This is a genomic window from Streptomyces sp. NPDC006197 (assembly GCF_040613865.1).
GTDB lineage: Bacteria > Actinomycetota > Actinomycetes > Streptomycetales > Streptomycetaceae > Streptomyces.
Map to the genome: position 1 here is coordinate 37,479 of NZ_JBEXSZ010000018.1, position 19,668 is coordinate 57,146.

The window sequence follows — 19,668 nt, forward strand, 5'->3', positions numbered from 1 at the left end:
CCAGGACGCGCCTCCTCCGACGCCCAGGACGCGCCTCCTCCGACGTCCGGGCCCCGCCTCAACGCCCGGAAGCCGTCCGGGAGACCGGCAGGAACACGCCCGCGACGACCGTGGTCAGGACGACGCCCGCGATCGCGCCCGCCTGTGCGGGCGGCAGGTACGGCAGGCCTCCGGTGAGCGCCCAGGCGAAGGCGGTCAGCGGCAGCGCGCCCACCACGAGCCCGACGAGGAGGCCCGTCGCGGTCAGGAACCCGGCCTCCAGGCCGAGCATCCGGCGCAGCTGGCCCGCCGAGGCGCCGACCTGGCGGAGCAGTCCCAGTTCGCCGCGCCGCCCTGCGCCGATCAGGGCGAGGGTGCTCAGGACGGAGAGGACCGTGAGCCCGCCGATCGCCGCGACGATCCCGCCGGAGACGATCCCGTTCAGCTCGGCCCCGGGGGGCGTCACCGACTCGGGGGCGACGGGGGAGGCGCCCTCGGGTCCCGCCGCCAGTACGCGCGCGGGGTACGGATCGCTCATGTGCGGGGCCAGTTCGCCCTTCGGCAGGAGGAACTCGCCGAGGGCGAGCGAGCGTTCGTACACCGCGACCACCCGCAGCCGCTTCGGCGTCCCGTCGCCGAACCGCAGCTCCACCGTCGAACCGGGCTTCGCACCGAGGGACTCGGCCATGTCCGCGCCGACCGCGACCGTGCCCGCGGCGGCGAGTCCGGCCAGGTCGCCCGCGACGACACCGGGGTCGAGCGTGCCCGCAAGCCCCTCGGCGTCCACGCCGAGGACCGGGAGCCGGTCCAGGCGCGGCGTGCCGGCCTCGGTGCGGGCCAGGACCACGGTCGACCGCAGCACGTCCGTGGCCGTCTCCACCCCCGGGAGCTCGCGCACCCGCTCCGCCGTGGTGCCGGAGAAGGCGAGGTCGGCGGTGGTCGCGGCCCGCGCCTGTCCGGCGGCGGCCCGCTCCATGGTGGCGCCGGCCGAGAGCTGCACGAGGGCGAAGGAGGTGACGAGGACCACGGGCACGAGCGCGGCCCCGAGCCGGCGCGAGTGCGCGGCGGCACCGGCCGCGGTGAGCCGCCCGGCCGCGCCGCCGAACCACCGGAACGGGCGGTCCAGGACCGTCATCGCGGCCCGCGCGATCCACGGCCCGAGCAGCGCGCACCCGGCGACCAGCGTCACCGTGGCCGCCCCGGCTGCCGCGGCGGCCGCGTCGCCGCCCTGGAGCGTGGCCGTACCGGCCGAGGCCACGCCGAGCACGAGCAGCACGAGCCCGGCGACACGGCGGGCACCGCCCTTCCCCGCGCGGCCCGGCCGACGGGCCGCGAAGAGGACCACGAGCCGGGTGATGCCCACCACGAAGGCGGCGACGACGAGGACACCGGCGAACAGCCACGGCGGCGTGGGGAGTTCGAGGCCTTCCGGTACGACTCCGGTACGGGCCCGCAGCGCCGACCACAGCACCAGGAACACCGGCACGGACACGAGCGCGCCGAGCAGCGCCGCCGCGCCCGCCACCCGGGCCACCTCCCGGCCCGCCGCACCCCGCACCTGACGGGGCGTCGCGCCGACCGAGAGCAGCAGCTCCCGCTCGGCCGCGCGCTGTTGGAGGGCCTGCGCGACGAGCGAGGCGAGGACGAGGACGGCGACCAGGACGAGGGTTCCGGAGACGGCCGCGAGGAGCTGGAGGAGCTCCGTGCGCGCGGGCGGCGCGCCGAGGTGCTCCACGCCGCCCCGGCCGTTCCCGGTCAGCGCCCGGAGCGGCTGCCCCGCGGCTGCGTCCTGGAGTCCGGCGGCGTCCAGGGCGGCCCGTACGCGCGCGTGGAGGGTGTCCACGGGCACGCCGGGCTCGGCGAGGACTCCGACGGCGTCGACGGCACCGGGGTGCCCGGCGAGCCGCCGCGCCTCCCCCGCCGTGACGTAGAGCGCGGCCGGTCCCCCGGCGACGCCGACGACCCGGCGGCCGGCCACGGTGTCCCCGACGGCGGCGCCGAGACCGGCCCCCGCGACGGTCTCCCCGGCCTGCCGGGGCTCCCGCCCGTCGATCAACCGGTACGGGGCGAGCCGGGCCGCCTCCCAGGAACGCCCGGTGTACGCGCGCGACGCCGCACCCGCGGGACCCGCACCCCCTTCCCGTACGACGAACGTGTCGTCAGGCACCGCTTCCCGTACCCCCGGCACGGCCCGCAGGACGGCGACGGCCGCCTCGGGGACCCGTACCCGCTCGGTCAGGCCCACCGTCTCGGTCGTCGGCTCGCCGCCCCACGGCGTGGCCGTCCATCGGACCTCCTGGTCGCCGGCGACGACGACGGGCGCGGCGGCGTACCGCTCCACGCGCGCGTGGCCCAGTCCGGTGGAGCCCAGCGCGAGGGCCAGGGAGCCGAGCAGCGCGGTGGTGACGGCGACGGCCGCGAACACGGCGGCCCACGCCTTGCGGTGGGCCCGCAGCGACCGGGCGGCGAGCAGCCGCACGGCGGGGTTCGCGAGGCGGCTCACCGCGCCACCGCCGGGTGACGGCCGGCCGCGGCGCGGGCGCCGAGCGTCTCCCGCACGCCCGCCTCGTCCGGGTGGTCGAGGCGGGCGACGATCCGGCCCCGGTCCAGGAACACGACCTCGTCCGCCCAGGTGGCGGCCACCGGGTCGTGGGTGACGAGGACGACCGTGCGCCCCCGCTCGTCGACCGCGCGCCGCAGCAGGGCGAGGACCCCGGCCGCCGTGACCGGGTCGAGGGCGGCGGTCGGCTCGTCGGCGAAGACGACCTCGGGCTCGTCGATCAGGGCGCGGGCGATCGCCACCCGCTGCCGCTGGCCGCCGGAGAGGCTCTCGGGCCGGTCCTCGGCCCGGTCGGCGAGCCCCACGGCGTCGAGAGCGGCCAGGGCGCGGGCGTCGAGCGCCCGGCCTTCGCGGGCCCCGGCGAGGAGCAGCGGCAGGGTGACGTTCTCCCGCACGTTCAGGGCGGAGACGAGGTTGAGCGACTGGAACACGAAGCCGATCCGGTCCCGCCGGAGCCGGGTGAGACCGGCCGCCTTCAGGGTGGCGAGGTCGGTGCCCCCGATCCGTACCCGCCCGGCCGTCGGCCGTTCGAGCCCGGCCGCGCAGCGCAGCAGGGTGGACTTGCCGGAGCCCGACCGGCCCATCACGGCCACGAAGCGCCCGTGCGGCACGACCAGGTCGACCCCGTCCAGCGCGGGCGCCCCGCCTCCGTACGTGCGGCTCACCCCGTCCAGGGCCAGGGCGGCGCCGTTCTCCGTCACTACTGTCGTCGTCATGCCGACCACGCTAGAAAACCGCAGGTCACAGCGGTATGGAGCTGGCTGCCGCAGTGGGGGTGGAGCTAGCTCCACCCCCACCGGGGTTCAACGACGGCGGCGCGGGCCCTCGTCCTCGTCCTCGTGCGGGCCGAACAGCTCGTCCGCGAGGGTCGGCAGGTCGTCGAGCGGGGTCTCCTCCGCCCAGTCGGAGCGGCGGCGCGGCCGGCCGTTCTCGTCGAGCTGGGGCAGCTCCCGGGTCCGGTCGTTGTCCCCGTGCGGCTCGTTCCGCTCGTCGCGGAAGATGCCCGGCGGCACCCGGTCGGCGGGGTCGGACGCCCCGGCGCCCCGCACGGGAGGCAGCACGGCCGTCTCGTCGGCGGCCCGCGGGTCCCGGATCTGCGGCAGCACGGCGGTCTCGTCGGCAGCCCGCTGGTCCTGTACGGGAGGCAGCACGGCCGTCTCGTCGGCAGCCCGCGGGTCCCGGATCTGCGGCAGCACGGCGGTCTCCGCCTCCGGCCGCTCGACCGTCCCCGGCCGCTCGGCCGTCCCCGGCTTCACGACCGGCGTCTCCACGGTGACCTCGTCCGGCGAGACGGTCGGCGCGTCCGGCTTCACGAGCGGCGTCTCCAGGGTGACCTCGTTCGCCGACGCCTCCGTGGACCGGGCGGCACGAGCGGCCCGCTCCGCCGCGGCCGTCCGCTCGGCGGCGGCCTTCTCCGCGGCCGCCCGCTCCCGGGCCGCCTTCTCCCGGGCGGCCTTCGCGGCCTCGGCCCGTTCGGCGGCGGCCAGCTCCGCCGCGGCACGCTCGGCGGCCGCCCGTCCCGCCGCCGCCTTGGCCGCGGCCTCGGCGGCGAGCCTCTCCGCCGCGGCCTTCGCCGCCGCCTCCTCCGCCGCCTTCTCCGCCGCGGCGGCCTCGGCGGCCCGGCGGGCCTCCTCGGCACGGAGCAGGGCCTCCTCGGCCTTGCGCTGCTTCTCCAGGCGGCGCGCCTCGGCCTCGGCCCGCAGCCGGGCCTCCTCCTCGGCCTCCTTGCGGAGCCGTTCCTGCTCCTCCTGGCGGGCCTTCTCCTCGGCCGCGAGGCGCCGGCGCTCCTCCTCGGCGGCGAGCCTGGCCTCCTCGGCCCTGCGGCGGGCCTCCTCCGCCTGCCGTTCGGCCTCCAGACGGCGCGCCTCTTCCTCCTCGCGCCGCTTGCGCTCCTCCTCCTCGGCGCGGAGCTTGGCGAGCTGCTCCTGCCGCTCGCGCTCCAGGCGCTCCTCCTCGGCCTTGCGGGCGGCCTCTTCCTCCGCCAGGCGCCGGGCCTCCTCCTCGGCCTTCCGGCGGGCCTCCTCCGCGGCCTTCACCTCGGCCTCGGAGAGCGGCAGCACCCGGTCGAGCCGGTGGCGCACGACGGTGGTGACGGCCTCGGGCTCCTGCCCGGCGTCGACGACGAGGTAGCGGCCGGGGTCGGCGGCCGCGAGGGCCAGGAAACCGGCCCGTACGCGCGCGTGGAACTCCGGCGGCTCGGACTCCAGCCGGTCGGGCGCCTCGGTGAACCGTTCCCGCGCGGTCTCCGGGGAGACGTCCAGGACCACCGTCAGGTGCGGCACGAGACCGTCGGTCGCCCAGCGCGAGATGCGGGCGATCTCGGTCGGGGACAGGTCACGGCCCGCGCCCTGGTAGGCCACGGACGAGTCGATGTACCGGTCGGAGAGGACCACCGCGCCCCGCTCCAGGGCCGGACGGACCAGGGAGTCGACGTGCTCGGCGCGGTCGGCCGCGTACAGCAGGGCCTCGGCCCGGTTCGAGAGCCCCGCCGACGACACGTCGAGGAGGATCGAGCGGAGCCGCTTGCCGATCGGCGTGGCCCCCGGCTCACGGGTGACGACGACCTCGTGGCCCTTGGCGCGGATCCACTCGGCGAGCGCCTGGACCTGCGTGGACTTCCCGGCGCCGTCGCCGCCCTCCAGGGCGATGAAGAAACCGGTCGGGGAGGGCGCCTGGACCGGGTCGGAGCCGCGCAGCGCGTCGCGCAGGTCGCGGCGGAGCGGGACGCCCGCCCGGTCGTCGGTCTTCGCGAGGACGAGCGCGGCGACCGGAAGCAGCAGGGCGCCCACGAGGGCGAGCGTGAAGGCGGCGCCGCCGTGCGCGAAGACGAACTCCCCGGAGGCGAGCCGGTGCGGCCCGATCGCGGCGGCGAGCAGCGGGGCGGCGAGCGCGCCGAGGCCCATGGCGACGCGTGCGGTGGCCTGGAGGTGCTCGGTGGTCCGGGCCCGGCGGGGCTCCTCGGTCTCCTGGTCGATCAGGGTGTGGCCGGTGTTGGCCGCGACCCCGGCGGCGTACCCGGCGAGGACGGCGAGGAACAGCACGGTCGCCGTGTCCGGGACCAGGCCCATCGCGATCAGGGCGACGCCGGTGACGGTGACGGCGAGGGCCAGCAGCCGGCGCCGGGACAGGACCGGCAGGACGGAGCCCGCGGTGCGGATGCCGACGGCAGTGGCGCCGCCGAGCGCCAGGATCAGGAGGGCGTACGTGACGGGCCCGCCGCCCAGGTCGTACGCGTGGAGCACGGCGAGGGACGCGGCCGCGGCGATCGCCCCGGCGACGGTGGCGGAGGCGAGGACGAGCAGCGGCAGGGCGCCGGTGCGGCCCTTCCCCTCGCCCTCGGTCTTCCGGGCCGGCCTGCGCAGGCCCTCCAGGGGCGAGCGGGGCCGGGGCGTCTCCCCGCCGGGCAGCGCCATCGCGTACAGGGCGGTGACGGAGGCGGCGAACAGTCCGGCGGAGACGTACGAGCCGAGGGCCGCCTGGTGCAGCGTGAACCAGTCGATCCCGGCGCCGAGCAGGTTCCCGACGAGGGTGGCGACGAGCAGCACGGCGGCCGCGGCGGGGACGGCGAGGAAGCCGGTCCGCAGGGACAGCCGGCGCAGCGCGCCGAGGTGGTCGGGCAGCGGCCGCACGGCGGCGCCCTCCAGGGGCGGGGCGGGCAGCAGCGCGGGCGCGGCTCCCTCGCGGCCCACGGTCCAGAGCCGCTCGGCCGCGCCGGTGACGAAGACGGTGCCGAGCAGGTACCAGAGGGCGCTGTCGGGGGTCCAGTCGATCCACAGCGGGGCGATGACGAGCAGCGCGATCCGCGCCCCGTCGGCGCCGATCATGGTCCAGCGCCGGTCGAGCGGGCCACTGGGCCCGGTGAGCGCGGTCAGCGGCCCGAGGAGGACGGCCCCGAAGAGGACCGAGGCCAGCAGGCGGGCGCCGACGACGGCGGCCACGGCGAACGCGGCCCCCCGGTAGCCGCCTCCGAGCGCGCCCTCGGCGACGGCCGCCTGATAGCCGAGCAGGACGAGGACGAGGAGGGCGAGGGCGTCACCGGTGCTGCCGACCAGGTGGGCGCCCCACAGCCTGCGCAGCGGCTGATGGCGCAAGAGGGCGCGTACGGCGCGCTCCCGGGAATCCGCGACGAGTGCGGCGTCGGAATCGCCCAGGTGGTCTGGCTGCTCTGCTCGCGTCATCCGTCCACCCTATCCGGACGGCCTTGCTCCCCGCGGCCCGCACTCGAACAAACGTGGGAGGGCGGAAGCACCGCTCCCGCCCTCCCACCAAGCCCCTTCGGGGACTACTCCGGCTTGGCCGCCGCCGTCTTCCTGGCCGCGGTCGTCTTCTTCGCCGTCGTGGTCTTCGCCGTCGTGGTCTTCGCGGCCGTCTTCTTGGCGGCGGTGGTCTTCTTCGCCGCCGTCTTCGTGGCCGTCTTCTTCGCCGCGGTCTTCTTCGCCGGGGCCTTCTTGGCGGCCTTCTTCGCCGGCCCCTTGGCCCGCTTCTCGGCGAGCAGCTCGTAGCCGCGCTCCGGCGTGATCGTCTCCACGCTGTCGCCGGTGCGCAGGGTGGCGTTGGTCTCGCCGTCCGTCACGTACGGGCCGAACCGCCCGTCCTTGACGACCACGGGCTTCTCGCTGACCGGGTCGGTGCCCAGCTCCTTCAGCGGCGGCTTGGCCGCGGCCCGGCCCCGCTGCTTCGGCTGGGCGTAGATCGCGAGCGCCTCTTCGAGGGTGATCGTGAAGAGCTGCTCCTCGTCGGTGAGCGACCGCGAGTCCGTGCCCTTCTTCAGGTACGGGCCGTAGCGGCCGTTCTGCGCGGTGATCTCGACGCCCTCGGCGTCCGTGCCGACGACCCGCGGAAGGGACATCAGCCGGAGCGCGTCCTCCAGGGTGACCGTGTCCAGGGACATCGACTTGAAGAGGGAGGCCGTGCGCGGCTTCACCGCGTTCTTGCCGGTCTTCGGGGTGCCCTCGGGCAGGATCTCCGTCACGTACGGGCCGTAGCGGCCGTCCTTGGCGACGATCTGGTGGCCGCTGACCGGGTCGGTGCCCAGCTCGAAGTCGCCGCTCGGCTTGGCGAGCAGCTCCTCGGAGTACTCGACGGTGAGCTCGTCGGGCGCCAGGTCGGCCGACACGTCGGCCTTCTGGTAGCCCTCCTGGTCCTTCTCGCCGCGCTCGATGTACGGGCCGTACTTGCCGACGCGGAGCACGATGCCGTTGCCGACGGGGAAGGAGGAGATCTCGCGGGCGTCGATGGCGCCGAGGTCGGTGACGAGCTCCTTGAGGCCGCCGAGGTGGTCGCCGTCGCCGTTCCCGGCGTCCGCCGCGCCGCCCGTCCGGCCGGTCTCGCCCTCGCCGAAGTAGAAACGCTTCAGCCACGGCACGGACTGCGCCTCGCCGCGCGCGATGCGGTCGAGGTCGTCCTCCATGCGGGCGGTGAAGTCGTAGTCGACGAGCCGCCCGAAGTGCTTCTCCAGCAGGTTGACGACGGCGAAGCTCAGGAAGGACGGGACGAGCGCCGTGCCCTTCTTGAAGACGTAGCCGCGGTCGAGGATGGTGCCGATGATCGAGGCGTACGTCGACGGGCGGCCGATCTCGCGCTCTTCCAGCTCCTTGACCAGCGAGGCCTCGGTGTAGCGGGCCGGCGGCTTGGTCGCGTGGCCGTCCGCCGTGATCTCCTCGGCGGTCAGCGCGTCGCCCTCGGCGACCTGCGGCAGGCGCCGCTCGCGGTCGTCGAGCTCCGCGTTCGGGTCGTCGGCCCCCTCCACGTACGCCTTCATGAAGCCGTGGAAGGTGATCGTCTTGCCGGAGGCGCTGAACTCGGCGTCACGGCCGTCGGCGGCGGTGCCGCCGATCTTCACGGTGACCGAGTTCCCGGTCGCGTCCTTCATCTGGGAGGCGACGGTCCGCTTCCAGATCAGCTCGTACAGCTTGAACTGGTCACCCGTGAGACCGGTCTCGGCGGGAGTGCGGAAACGATCACCCGAAGGCCGGATCGCCTCGTGCGCCTCCTGCGCGTTCTTCACCTTGCCCGCGTAGACACGCGGCTTCTCCGGCAGGTAGTCGGCGCCGTACAGCTGCGTGACCTGCGCCCGGGCCGCCGCCACGGCGGTGTCGGAGAGGATCGTGGAGTCCGTACGCATGTAGGTGATGAAGCCGTTCTCGTACAGCTTCTGCGCCACCTGCATGGTCGCCTTCGCACCGAAGCCCAGCTTGCGGCTCGCCTCCTGCTGGAGGGTCGTGGTCCGGAAGGGGGCGTACGGGGAGCGGCGGTACGGCTTCGACTCGACCGAGCGCACCGAGAACGCCGTGTCGGCGAGCGCTGCGGCGAGGGCCCGCGCGTTCGTCTCGTCCAGGTGGAGCACGTTCGCGGTCTTCAGCTGCCCGTCGGCGCCGAAGTCCCGGCCCTGCGCGACACGCTTGCCGTCGACCGTCGCGAGGCGCGCGACCAGCGAGGACGGGTCGGAGGCGTCACCGGTGCGGCCGGTGCCGAAGGTGCCGGTGAGGTCCCAGTACTCGGCGGAGCGGAAGGCGATGCGCTCGCGCTCCCGCTCGACGACGAGACGGGTGGCGACGGACTGCACGCGGCCGGCGGACAGCCGCGGCATGACCTTCTTCCACAGGACCGGCGAGACCTCGTAGCCGTACAGGCGGTCGAGGATGCGGCGGGTCTCCTGGGCGTCGACCATGCGCTGGTTCAGCTCGCGCGGGTTGGCGACGGCCTCGCGGATCGCGTCCTTGGTGATCTCGTGGAAGACCATCCGGTGGACCGGGACCTTGGGCTTCAGGACTTCCTGGAGGTGCCACGCGATGGCCTCGCCCTCGCGGTCCTCATCGGTGGCGAGGAAGAGTTCGTCGGACTCGGCAAGGAGCTCCTTGAGCTTCCTGACCTGCGCCTTCTTGTCGGCGTTGACGACATAGATGGGCTGGAAGTCGTGCTCGACGTCGACCCCGAGGCGGCGCACCTCGCCGGTGTACTTCTCCGGCACCTCGGCGGCGCCGGAGGGGAGGTCGCGGATGTGCCCGACGCTCGCCTCGACCACGTAGCCGGGGCCGAGGTAGCCCTTGATCGTCTTCGCCTTGGCAGGCGACTCGACGATGACGAGTCGGCGGCCGCCGTGTGCGGTCTCGCTGGTCGGGGACAACTTCGCTCTTCTCTCCGGATCGACACTCTCTGGCACGTACGGCACTGGCACGCACGGCAGCGCACGGACGGTGACGCTCCCGTCGCTGCGGAGTGTGACGGTACAACCCGCCCCCGTGTCAAACGGCAAAAGCCCGCAACGGCCACTCGAACGGTAACCCGAGTCCTGGCATTCCTGCCGCCCGGACTCCCGGTCGGGCGGGGCGGAGGACATCTCGGAGAGATCACAAACAAACCGGGAGCAGCCCCCGGACCGGAGCCGGAGCCGGGCTCGGCACGTGGTGCGGACCCGGGTTCGGAGGCGGGTTCGGACCCGGGTTCGGAGCCGGGTTCAGAGCCGGCCGAAGCACCAGACGCCGAGGAGGAGGAAGGCGGCGCCGGCGAGGCTCGTCAGCGCGACGGCGGCACGCGGGGGGACCCCGTACGCCACGGGCTCGCGGTGCAGCGCCCGTACGGTGGTCCACAGCAGCAGCGCGCCTCCGAACAGCGTGAACGCCGCCCCCGCGAAGATCGCCGGCCCGCTCTCCATGCCCGTACCCCGTTCCGTTCACGTGCGGCGTTCGCCTCTCGCGGCCGAGGCTGACAGCCCCGGGCATCGGGGGCGCGAACTCCGGGTGAACGGAGCGGGCCGGGACCGTACGGGTTCACGACCGGGCTCGTACGGGTTCACGAAGATGGCCGGTAGTGGCCCGCTCCCGGGGCCCCCTCCCCCCACCCCTCCCCTCCCCCTTTCCTCTCCCGCCGTGTGACATCCCTCGTCACATCACGTCGAGCGTGGCCCGGCGTCGGCTCCCCCGCTCGAAGACGGCGAGGAGGACGACGGCGAGCAGCGCCCACCCGGCGCCGACGGCGAGCTCGGCCCCGAGCAGGTGACCGTCCAGGCCGGCGCCGGCGGTCAGCCCGCGCGCCGCGTCCGCCGCGTGTGTGAGCGGCAGCAGCTCACCGGCGGCCCGCATCCACTCCGGCAGCGTCTCCCGGGGCACGGCGGCGCCGGTCAGGAGCAGCAGCCCGGAACTGGCCACGTTCGACACCAGGAACACGTCGCGGAAGCGCAGCCCGAGCGCCCCGAGCGCGAGCCCGAAGGCCGAGCAGGCGCCCGCCGCGACGAGCAGCACCAGACCCAGCCCGGGCAGCGCCCCGGCGGGCACGGGCAGCCCGAGGACGAGGGCGGCGGCGGTGAGCACGAAGGCGCTGACGAACAGCCCGTTGAGGACGTACGGGAGAGCTCGCCCGAGCCACAGCGGGACCCTGTGGCGGGGGGAGAGCAGGACGGCCCCGAGGGTGCCGTACCGGCGCTCGTTGGAGACGGCCATCGTGCCGCCGTACACGCAGGAGGCGGAAGCTGCGAGGACGGCGTTGCCGACAAGGTGGAAACGATCGTCGGCGACACCCAGTTCCCTGCCCAGGAAGACGAAGAAGAAAACCTGGAGAAGCGGTCCGACCAGCAGCGTTCCGATGAACATCGGCGGGGTCGTCCAGTTGAACAGGGCGCGGTACGAGATCGCCCCGCCGACCACGAGCAGCCGGGAGGAGGCATGGAAGCGGAAGCCGAGGAGACGGTACCGGAAGCGGAACATCCGACGGTGGCCTTTCAGGCGAGGGCGAGGGTGGCGGCGGCGCGGGCCCGGCGCTCCACGCGCCCGAGGACGAGGACGGCGGCGAGGGCGTATCCGGCGCCGAGCGCGACGGCGGTAAGCATCGGCGTGATCACGTCGCCGCCGGAGGTCGCCGCGTGCACGGCCCGCGCGCCCCAGGTCGTGGGCAGCGCCCAGGAGATCGGGCGGGTCCAGACGGGCAGCACGGTGACGGGCACGAGCAGCCCGGACAGCAGCCAGACGGGCGTGTCGAGCGGGTTGGCGAGGGCGTTGGCGTTGCGGAGCAGCACGAAGGTGGCGGCGAGCAGCAGCCCCGTCATGCCGAGGACGAGGACGCACACCGGGACGGCGGCGAGGAAGAGCAGCGGGTGCGCGAAGTCGAGCGGCACGTCGAAGAGCAGCACGCCCCACAGGACGGTCGCGCCCATCGCGTACGTGCCGATGACGGCGGTCGCGAGGGTGATGGGGAGGAGGACGAGCGCGAGCGGCGTGGGTGCGACGACCAGGGTCTCCAGGGTGCCGAGCCAGCGCTGGTTCTGCACCGCGCCGCCCGAGCCGAAGAGGACCGAGCCCCAGATGCCCATGAGTCCGGCCCCGACGGAGGCGGTGAGCAGCCGGTCCGGGTCTCCGGCGGCGCGGAACAGGTAGACGGCGAGGGTGGCGTAGACGAGCGGGACGAGGACGGCGAAGGTGATCTCGATCGGGGAGCGCGACATGTACGAGACGTGGGTGCGCACTCCGACGAGGATCAGTCGCGGGAGGCGCGTCATGCGGCCGCCTCCTCGGCTTCGGTCCCGAGGCCGGCCGTCTCCTCCACGATCGCGATGTAGGCGTCCTCCAGGGACGGTTCGCGGCTCGTGACCCGGCCGATCCGTACGCCGTCGAGTGCGGCGAGGACGGGTCCGTGCAGGTCGGAGGCGCCGCGGCCGGTCTGTACGGTGACCGTCTGCAGGGCTCCCCGGTCCTCCGTCGACACGCCCCGCACGCCGGGCACGCGCCGTACCCGGTCGAGCCGCTCCTCGTCCACGCCGTACGCCTCGATCTCCAGCACGTCCCGTCCCCGTACGAGGGACTTGAGGCTGTCGGGGGTGCCGAGGGCGCGGATGCGGCCGCCCGCGATGACGGCGATCCGGTCGCAGAGCTCGTCGGCCTCGGCCATGTAGTGGGTGGTGAGGAGGACGGTGGTGCCGGCGGCGGCCAGGTCGGCGACCGTGCGGCGCAGGTCGCGGGCGGCGACGGGGTCGACGCCGATGGACGGTTCGTCGAGGAAGAGGACGTCGGGGTGGTGGAGCAGTCCACGGGCGATGTGGAGGCGCTGGCGCATGCCGCGCGAGTACCCCTCGACGCGTTCCTTCTCCCGGCCCACCAGGCCGACGCGGTCGAGGAGTTCGGCGATGCGCCGCTTCTGCTCGCGCGCCGGGACGCCGTACAGCTCGGCGAAGTAGCGGAGGTTGTCGAGGGCGGAGAGCCGGTCGTACAGGCCCCGGTCGCCACCGAAGACGTATCCGATCCTGCGGCGTACGGCGACGGGGTCGCGGGCCACGTCGTGGCCGAACACCCGGGCCGTGCCGGAGGTCGGCAGCAGCAGGGTGTTGAGCATCTTGATGGTGGTGGTCTTGCCGGCGCCGTTGGGCCCGAGCAGGCCGAACAGCTCCCCCGGCGCCACCTCGAAGGTGACCCCGCGCACGGCCTCGGTCTCGGTCCGCCGGGCCCTCGGCCACCCGGTCCGGCTGGTGTAGGTGCGGCGCAGCGCGTCCGCCTCGATTGCGAGCATGCGCCGGACGGTAGGGGCCGGCGGAAGGGCCGGGCCATCGATTCGGAAGGCCCCGAATCGTCGGGCCGCGACCCCGAGTCCTCGGGTCACGGCCCGAATCGTCAGGCCGCGGCGGTGAGGACGTTCTCTCCGGCGAGCAGCGCGAGCAGTGAACGGCCCGTGTCCGTCAGCTGGTAGTACACGGAGCGCCCGACGCGGTGGCGGGTCACGACGCCGGCCTCCGCGAGCACCGACAGGTGTTCGGAGACCGTGCTGGGTGCGAGACCGAGCCGGTCGGCGAGCCCGGCGGTGGTCAGGGGACCGCCCAGTTCGCGCAGGACCGCCGCCCGGCCCCGGCCGAGCATCAGACCGAGCCGGTCCTCGGCGACGGGCTCGGCCGGTTCGCGCAGGGCGGCGGCGCCCCGGGCCTGGAAGCTGAGCGCGAAGACCTCGGGGTCGTCGGTGGAGTAGAGCCTGCAGCCCTCCGCGAAGACCAGCGGCACGAGGACGAGGCGGCGCTCACCGGGGGCGTACTCGGCGTCGATGTACTTGGTCAGTTCGAGTACGGGCGGCTCCCACCGTCCCCGCGTCTCCAGGCCCGCGAACAGCGCGTCGACGCCCTCGGTCGCGAACGTCCTGGCCCGGACGAGCACCTCGTCCTCGACGAGCCGGCGCATCGTCGGCCAGTACGGCTCGATCGCGCCTTCCCACCAGGCCGCGTACGCGTCGGCGAGCGCCGCGCAGGCGGCCTCCGGGTCCTTCAGATAGGGCTGGAGGAAGGGCGCGTCGGCCATGCCGGGGTAGCACTCGGCCGCCTGGGCGCGGACGAACTCCGGGTCGGTGGCCCGCAGCGCGGCGAGCTCCTCGTGGACGTGGACCGTGCCGAACGGCCGGGGCAGCAGGAAGTCGGAGACCTGGCCGCGCTCCCTGACGAACAGGTCCCACAGCGGGCGGAGCCGGTCGTCCTCGCGCCACACCTCGCGCGCCTGCCCCACCCACTCCTGGTACGGCCAGGAGGGGTGGCGCCACGGCAGCGCGAGGTGTGCCGCGCAGAACGCGTCGCGCAGCGGGCTGATCGCGATCCGGGTCGCCCCGAGCGAGGCCTCGTCCAGCTCGATCCGTATCAAGCACCGCTCCCCTCGGGCGCGGGCAGCAGGGAGTCGGGGATCAGGAAGCCCTCCTCGACGAGCAGCCGGATCGCCTGCGGGGTGCGGTCCCGCAGCATGACCGGGTCCTCGCCCATCAGCTGTCCGATCGCGTCGAGGATGCGGCCGGCGCTGAGCGTGCCGTCGCACACGCCGGCGAACCCGGCGCCGACGTGGTCGACCTTGGTGGCCCGGCGCATGCCGCGGTTCTGCCGGAGCACCACGTGCTCCGGGTCCTCGGCGCCCGGCAGCCCGACCTGCTCCTGCACCACCTCGGGGGCGAGCGTGAACCGGTCGGCGAGGAGCGCGGCGTCGTCGTGGCCGCGCAGGTAGTCCTGGCGCTCGAAGTGGGCGCGGACGGTGGGGCCGAGGGGCTGCTCGACGGGGTGCGGCCACTCCTCGATGAGGATCGAGGGCTCGACCGCTCCGGAGGCCACGGCCTCGTTGCGCCGGATCGTGATCCAGCCGAAGCCGACCGCGCGGGTCTTGCTCGCCTCGAACTCGTCGAGCCAGCGGTCGTACGCCGCCCGGTAGGCGTCCGGGTCGCCGCGGTGGTCTCCGCTGTCGCGCAGCCACAGCTCCGTGTACTGGGTGATGTCCTGGACCTCGCGCTGCACGATCCAGGCGTCGCAGCCGCGCGGCACCCAGGACCGCAGCCGCTCCTGCCACTCCTCGCCCTCGACGTGCTGCCAGTTGGCGAGGAACTGGGCGTATCCGCCGTCGTTGAGCCGCTCCCCGGCCTGCTGCACGAGCGTGCGGCACAGGTCGTCGCCGCTCATCCCGCCGTCCCGGTAGGTGAGCCCGGCGCCGGGGGAGATCACGAACGGCGGGTTGGAGACGATCAGGTCGTACGTGTCGCCGTCGACGGGCTCGAAGAGCGAGCCGGTCCGCAGCTCGGCCTCCCGGGCCCCGGAGAGGGCGAGGGTGAGCCGGGTGAAGTCCAGGGCGCGCGGGTTGAGGTCGGTGGCGGTGACCAGGGTGGCGTGCTGGGCGGCGTGGAGCGCCTGGATGCCGGAGCCGGTGCCGAGGTCGAGTGCGGAGGAGACCGGCGTGCGGACCGTGATGCCGGCGAGGGTGGTGGAGGCGCCGCCGACGCCGAGGACGACTGCTGCGTCTGCCTGGCGGCCGTTCTTCCCGCTGCCTCCGGCGCCGCCGACGGCGCAGCCCAGGTCGGAGACGATGAACCAGTCCTCGCCGTCCGGCCCGCCGTACGGCCGGACGTCGACCGTGGCGAGCACGGTGTCGTCCTCGCGGACCACCCAGCCGTCGTCGAGGGCCTCCTCCAGCGGGAGCGCGGCGGCGGCCCGGGCGGCCGTGACGGGCTCCTGGAGCAGGAAGAGCCGGACGAGGGTCTCCAGCGGGGAGTCGCCGCGGGTGGCGCGCAGGGCGGGCACGGTCTCGCTGCGGGCGAGCGCCGCGTAGGCCGGGGCGCCGAGCAGGTCGAGCAGTCCGTCGGCGGTGAAGTCGGCGGCGAGCAGCGCCTCGCGCAGACGGGCGGCGTGCGCGGGCACCGGGAGGCGGGGAGGGAGGCTGGTCGTACTCACCGCTCCATTGTGACGGCCGCCACCGACATCCGGGCTGCCGACCCGGCGGCGCGCGGCCGATCGCCGCGGGCGCCGGGCCGACCGGCCCTCGGTTCGCCTACTCGCTCTTGCCGACCGTGGACTTCTTGGTCGGCTTGGCGGACGCCTTCTTGGTCGGGTTCGTGGAACCGGAGTCCGAGTCGGAATCGGAGTCGGAGTCGGAAGTGGCGTCGGAGGTGGCGCCGGCGTTCGGGGAGGCGGAGGTCTTCGGCGGGACCGAGGCCGTGGGCTTCTGGCAGCCGGGCTGCTTGGCCATCGCCTGGCCCAGCTCGCCGTCCTCCAGCTTGGACAGGGCGTTCTGGTCCATCTTCTCGATCTTGGTCAGGCCGTCGGCGACGCCCTGGAGGCCGTCCGCGAACTTCTGCTGGTTCGTCGGGTCCAGCGCGTCGACCTGCTTCTTGAGCCCCTCGTAGGCCACGGCGGTGTCGTTGAGCTCCTTGATCGCGTCCTTCTGGACCTTCTCGCCGTTCTCGACGGGCGGGGCGCCGGCGGCCTCGACGGCCTTGGCGAGGGCCCGGTCGGCGTTCGCGATGTCCTGGAACGCCTTCGAGTCGGCGGCCTGGATCTCGGCCGGCTTGCTGTCGGCAGCGGTCGAGATGATGATCTGGTGGGCGTCGGCCCGCTTCTGGATCTGGGGCTTCGCCTGGTCGCAGAACGTCTTCGCCCAGTCACCCACCTTGTCGCCCTCGTCGTCGCTGCAACCGGCCAGCGCGAGCACCAGTACCGCGCCGCCGGACAGTGCGGCCGCAAGCTTCTTGTTCAACGGATCGGTCCCTTCCAAGGCTCTCGGCCCCGGAACATACACGCCGAACGGGCTACTTCCACTTTTCGTACGACTGAATCGTCCCATATTGCAGTCTTTTGAACCAAGGGATGAGTCCCCCGACCGACCCGGAAACCCCCGGTAATGAGACGGACGCCACGTCAGGAGATCGCCACCGTCCGCCTCTTGGAGGCCCGGACCGCGCCCACCACGACGAGGAGCGCGACCGCCGCGACCGCCGCCCGCAGCCCGGCGCTCGCGTCGCCGCCGTAGCTGAACCGCACGACCGCCGGGGCGATCAGCAGCGCGACCAGGTTCATCACCTTCAGGAGCGGATTGATCGCCGGACCCGCCGTGTCCTTGAACGGGTCGCCGACCGTGTCCCCGATGACGGTCGCCTCGTGCGCCTCACTGCCCTTGCCGCCGTGGTTCCCGTCCTCGACCAGCTTCTTCGCGTTGTCCCAGGCGCCACCGGAGTTGGCGAGGAAGACCGCCATCAGCGCGCCCGCCCCGATCGCCCCGGCCAGGTACGCGCCGAGCGCGCCGACCCCGAGCGCGAAGCCGACCGCGATCGGGGCCATCACGGCGAGCAGCCCGGGTGTGGCGAGTTCGCGCAGCGCGTCCTTGGTGCAGATGTCGACGACCCGCCCGTACTCGGGCTTCTCGGTGAAGTCCATGATCCCGGGGTGCTCGCGGAACTGCCGCCGCACCTCGTAGACGACCGAACCGGCCGAGCGGGACACCGCGTTGATCGCGAGCCCCGAGAAGAGGAAGACGACCGCCGCGCCGAGGATCAGGCCGAAGAGGTTGTTGGGCTGCGAGATGTCCATCGAGAGCGTCACCTCGCCGGCCTTCACGCCGAACTCCCCGACGTCGGCGACCGAGGTCGCGATGGCGTCCCGGTACGAGCCGAAGAGCGCCGAGGCCGCCAGGACGGCGGTAGCGATGGCGATGCCCTTGGTGATGGCCTTCGTGGTGTTGCCGACGGCGTCCAGGTCGGTGAGCACCTGCGCGCCCGCCCCCGTGACGTCCCCGGACATCTCCGCGATGCCCTGGGCGTTGTCGGCGACCGGGCCGAAGGTGTCCATGGCGACGATCACCCCGACGGTGGTGAGCAGCCCCGTCCCGGCGAGGGCCACCGCGAACAGCGCCAGCATGATCGAGGCACCGCCGAGCAGGAACGCCCCGTAGACGGTGAGCCCGATCAGCAGGGCCGTGTAGACGGCGGACTCCATGCCGAGCGCCACGCCCGCGAGGACGACGGTCGCCGGGCCGGTGAGGGAGGACTTGCCGATGTCCCTGACCGGCCGCCGGCTCGTCTCGGTGAAGTAGCCGGTGAGCTGCTGGATGAGCGCGGCGAGGACGATGCCGAGCGCGACCGCGACCAGGGCGAGGACCCGCGGGTCGCCGCCGTGGGCGCGGATGCCCGGCTCGGTGACGCCTTCGAGCTCGGCGTACGAGGACGGGAGGTAGACGAAGGCGGCGACGGCGACGCCCACCAGCGAGATGACCGCCGAGACCAGGAAGCCGCGGTTGATCGCGCTCATCCCGCCGCGGTCGGCGCGCCGCGGGGCGACCGTGAGGATGCCGATCACGGCGGTGACCACGCCGATCGCCGGCACCATCAGGGGGAACGCGAGGCCATGGTCGCCGAAGGCCGCCTTGCCGAGGATGAGCGCGGCGACCAGGGTCACGGCGTACGACTCGAAGAGGTCGGCCGCCATGCCGGCGCAGTCGCCGACGTTGTCGCCCACGTTGTCGGCGATGGTGGCGGCGTTGCGCGGGTCGTCCTCGGGGATGCCCTGCTCGACCTTGCCGACGAGGTCGGCGCCGACGTCGGCGGCCTTGGTGAAGATCCCGCCGCCCACCCGCATGAACATGGCGATGAGCGCGGCGCCGAGTCCGAATCCCTCCAGGACCTTGGGCGCGTCGGCGGCGTAGACGAGGACGACGCAGGCGGCCCCGAGCAGCCCGAGGCCGACCGTGCACATGCCGACGACCCCGCCCGTACGGAACGCGATCCGCATGGCCCGGTGCGCGACCTCGTTCAGGTCCCTCTCGGGTTCGCCCGGCGACGGCGTGGCCTCCCTGGCCGCGGCGGCCACCCGCACGTTGGCCCGTACGGCGAGCCGCATGCCGAGGTAGCCGGTGACCGCCGAGAAGAGCGCCCCGACCAGGAAGAACAGGGAACGTCCTGCCCGCTGCGACCAGTTGTCGGCCGGCAGCAGCATCAGCAGGAAGAACACGGCGGCCGCGAAGACGGCGAGGGTCCGCAGCTGCCGCGCGAGGTAGGCGTTGGCGCCCTCCTGCACCGCGGCGGCGATCTCCTTCATCCTCTCGGTGCCCTCACCGGCCGCGAGCACCTGGCGGACGAGGAGCCGCGCGACGACCAGTGCGGCGAGGGCGACGGCCGCGACGACGACCACGATCGTCCGGTTCCCGCTCGTGAGCACCGCCGCGGCGAGAGTTGTGGGGTACATGGAGACGGATCATAGGGAGACAAGACGGTACATACGGGGATGCACCAATTCGTGGGCGAGGACACCCGGAGCGGGGGGCCGGAGAAAGACCGGGGGAAGACCGGGGGAAGACCGGAAAGGCGTCGGCACAAGAGAAGCACCGGCACAAGAGAAGAGGCCCTGCGGTCGCAGGGCCTCTTCTCTCAGCGCGTGTACGGGTCAGGTCCCGCCCGCGTACGGGTCAGGACAGGACGTCCGCCGAGTTCACCGGCCACGTCATCCGGATGGTGCCGCCGTCCTGGCCGGCGCTCACCTCGACGTCGTCGACGAGCCCGCGGATCACCGCGAGCCCCATCTCGTCCTCGCCGTCGGCGTCGTCGAAGTCCTCGGCCGGGGCCGCGGCCCGCGCGCCGGGGACACCGGCCGCGTCGGCCGCCGCCACCCCCGCACCCGGCACCTCGTCGCCGACCTCGATGGAGAACGTCTTCTCCTCCTCGGTCAGGACGACCCGGATGGGGGTCGTGACGTCGTTGCTGCGATGCAGCCCGACCGCACGGGAACAGGCCTCACCCACAGCGAGACGCACCTCGTCGAGGACCGCCTCGTCCACACCCGCCCGGCGCGCGACCGCGGCCGCCACCAGGCGGGCCGTACGGACGTGCTCCGGCTGAGCGCTGAAGCGGAGTTCAACGGTGGCCATGCGAAC

Annotated in this window: 13 protein-coding genes; all 13 read right to left on the bottom strand. The window is 74.1% G+C overall.

Going from position 1 to position 19,668, the window contains the following annotated elements:
• Nucleotides 1–58: 58 nt before the first annotated feature.
• The 13 genes from ABZ318_RS08440 to ABZ318_RS08500 all read right to left on the bottom strand — a co-directional run bounded on the left by ABZ318_RS08440 (nt 59) and on the right by ABZ318_RS08500 (nt 19,662).
• A complete protein-coding gene (locus ABZ318_RS08440; RefSeq protein WP_356901705.1) occupies nt 59–2,482 on the bottom strand; it encodes an ABC transporter permease in 2,424 nt (807 codons plus the stop codon).
• The gene (locus ABZ318_RS08445) at nt 2,479–3,255 is read right to left on the bottom strand and encodes an ABC transporter ATP-binding protein (RefSeq protein ID WP_356901706.1); all 777 of its coding nucleotides are present in this window, start codon (nt 3,253–3,255) and stop codon (nt 2,479–2,481) included. Before ABZ318_RS08445 ends, ABZ318_RS08440 begins: the two co-directional genes overlap by 4 nt.
• Nucleotides 3,256–3,342: 87 nt before the next feature.
• Nucleotides 3,343–6,717, bottom strand: coding sequence for a dTMP kinase (tmk, locus tag ABZ318_RS08450; protein ID WP_356901707.1), 3,375 nt, complete (start codon nt 6,715–6,717; stop codon nt 3,343–3,345).
• A 104-nt stretch (nt 6,718–6,821) separates the two neighbouring features.
• The gene (topA, locus tag ABZ318_RS08455; protein WP_356901708.1) at nt 6,822–9,665 is read right to left on the bottom strand and encodes a type I DNA topoisomerase; all 2,844 of its coding nucleotides are present in this window, start codon (nt 9,663–9,665) and stop codon (nt 6,822–6,824) included.
• A 330-nt stretch (nt 9,666–9,995) separates the two neighbouring features.
• Complete coding sequence (locus ABZ318_RS08460) at nt 9,996–10,193, bottom strand: hypothetical protein (RefSeq protein ID WP_030692561.1); 198 nt, start codon at nt 10,191–10,193, stop codon at nt 9,996–9,998.
• A 229-nt stretch (nt 10,194–10,422) separates the two neighbouring features.
• A complete protein-coding gene (locus ABZ318_RS08465; RefSeq protein WP_356901709.1) occupies nt 10,423–11,241 on the bottom strand; it encodes an ABC transporter permease in 819 nt (272 codons plus the stop codon).
• 14 nt (nt 11,242–11,255) lie between these two features.
• A complete protein-coding gene (locus ABZ318_RS08470) occupies nt 11,256–12,029 on the bottom strand; it encodes an ABC transporter permease (protein ID WP_356901710.1) in 774 nt (257 codons plus the stop codon).
• A complete protein-coding gene (locus ABZ318_RS08475) occupies nt 12,026–13,033 on the bottom strand; it encodes an ABC transporter ATP-binding protein (protein WP_356901711.1) in 1,008 nt (335 codons plus the stop codon). The genes ABZ318_RS08470 and ABZ318_RS08475 overlap by 4 nt, the downstream gene beginning before the upstream one ends.
• Before the next feature lie 101 nt (nt 13,034–13,134).
• Nucleotides 13,135–14,139 (bottom strand): helix-turn-helix domain-containing protein, encoded by a 1,005-nt coding sequence (locus tag ABZ318_RS08480; RefSeq protein WP_356901712.1) that lies wholly within the window; start codon nt 14,137–14,139, stop codon nt 13,135–13,137.
• Nucleotides 14,136–15,701, bottom strand: a complete 1,566-nt coding sequence (locus ABZ318_RS08485; RefSeq protein WP_356901713.1) for a methyltransferase — start codon at nt 15,699–15,701, stop codon at nt 14,136–14,138. The genes ABZ318_RS08480 and ABZ318_RS08485 overlap by 4 nt, the downstream gene beginning before the upstream one ends.
• A 97-nt stretch (nt 15,702–15,798) precedes the next feature.
• On the bottom strand, nt 15,799–16,503 hold the full coding sequence (locus ABZ318_RS08490; protein WP_356901714.1) for a small secreted protein: 705 nt from the start codon (nt 16,501–16,503) through the stop codon (nt 15,799–15,801).
• A 161-nt stretch (nt 16,504–16,664) separates the two neighbouring features.
• Nucleotides 16,665–18,983, bottom strand: a complete 2,319-nt coding sequence (locus ABZ318_RS08495; RefSeq protein ID WP_356901715.1) for a sodium-translocating pyrophosphatase — start codon at nt 18,981–18,983, stop codon at nt 16,665–16,667.
• 220 nt (nt 18,984–19,203) lie between these two features.
• Entirely contained in the window at nt 19,204–19,662 is a 459-nt protein-coding gene (locus ABZ318_RS08500) for an ATP-binding protein (RefSeq protein WP_356901716.1), read from the bottom strand.
• Between the last annotated feature and the right edge of the window lie 6 nt (nt 19,663–19,668).

What these genes read in the sequence shown, in the direction of transcription:
- ABZ318_RS08475 (WP_356901711.1), bottom strand. Translation starts at nt 13,033, where the DNA reads ATGCTCGCAATCGAGGCGGACGCGCTGCGCCGCACCTACACCAGCCGG.
- ABZ318_RS08465 (WP_356901709.1), bottom strand. Translation starts at nt 11,241, where the DNA reads ATGTTCCGCTTCCGGTACCGTCTCCTCGGCTTCCGCTTCCATGCCTCC.
- tmk (WP_356901707.1), bottom strand. Translation starts at nt 6,717, where the DNA reads ATGACGCGAGCAGAGCAGCCAGACCACCTGGGCGATTCCGACGCCGCA.
- ABZ318_RS08495 (WP_356901715.1), bottom strand. Translation starts at nt 18,983, where the DNA reads ATGTACCCCACAACTCTCGCCGCGGCGGTGCTCACGAGCGGGAACCGG.
- ABZ318_RS08470 (WP_356901710.1), bottom strand. Translation starts at nt 12,029, where the DNA reads ATGACGCGCCTCCCGCGACTGATCCTCGTCGGAGTGCGCACCCACGTC.
- ABZ318_RS08500 (WP_356901716.1), bottom strand. Translation starts at nt 19,662, where the DNA reads ATGGCCACCGTTGAACTCCGCTTCAGCGCTCAGCCGGAGCACGTCCGT.
- ABZ318_RS08445 (WP_356901706.1), bottom strand. Translation starts at nt 3,255, where the DNA reads ATGACGACGACAGTAGTGACGGAGAACGGCGCCGCCCTGGCCCTGGAC.
- ABZ318_RS08460 (WP_030692561.1), bottom strand. Translation starts at nt 10,193, where the DNA reads ATGGAGAGCGGGCCGGCGATCTTCGCGGGGGCGGCGTTCACGCTGTTC.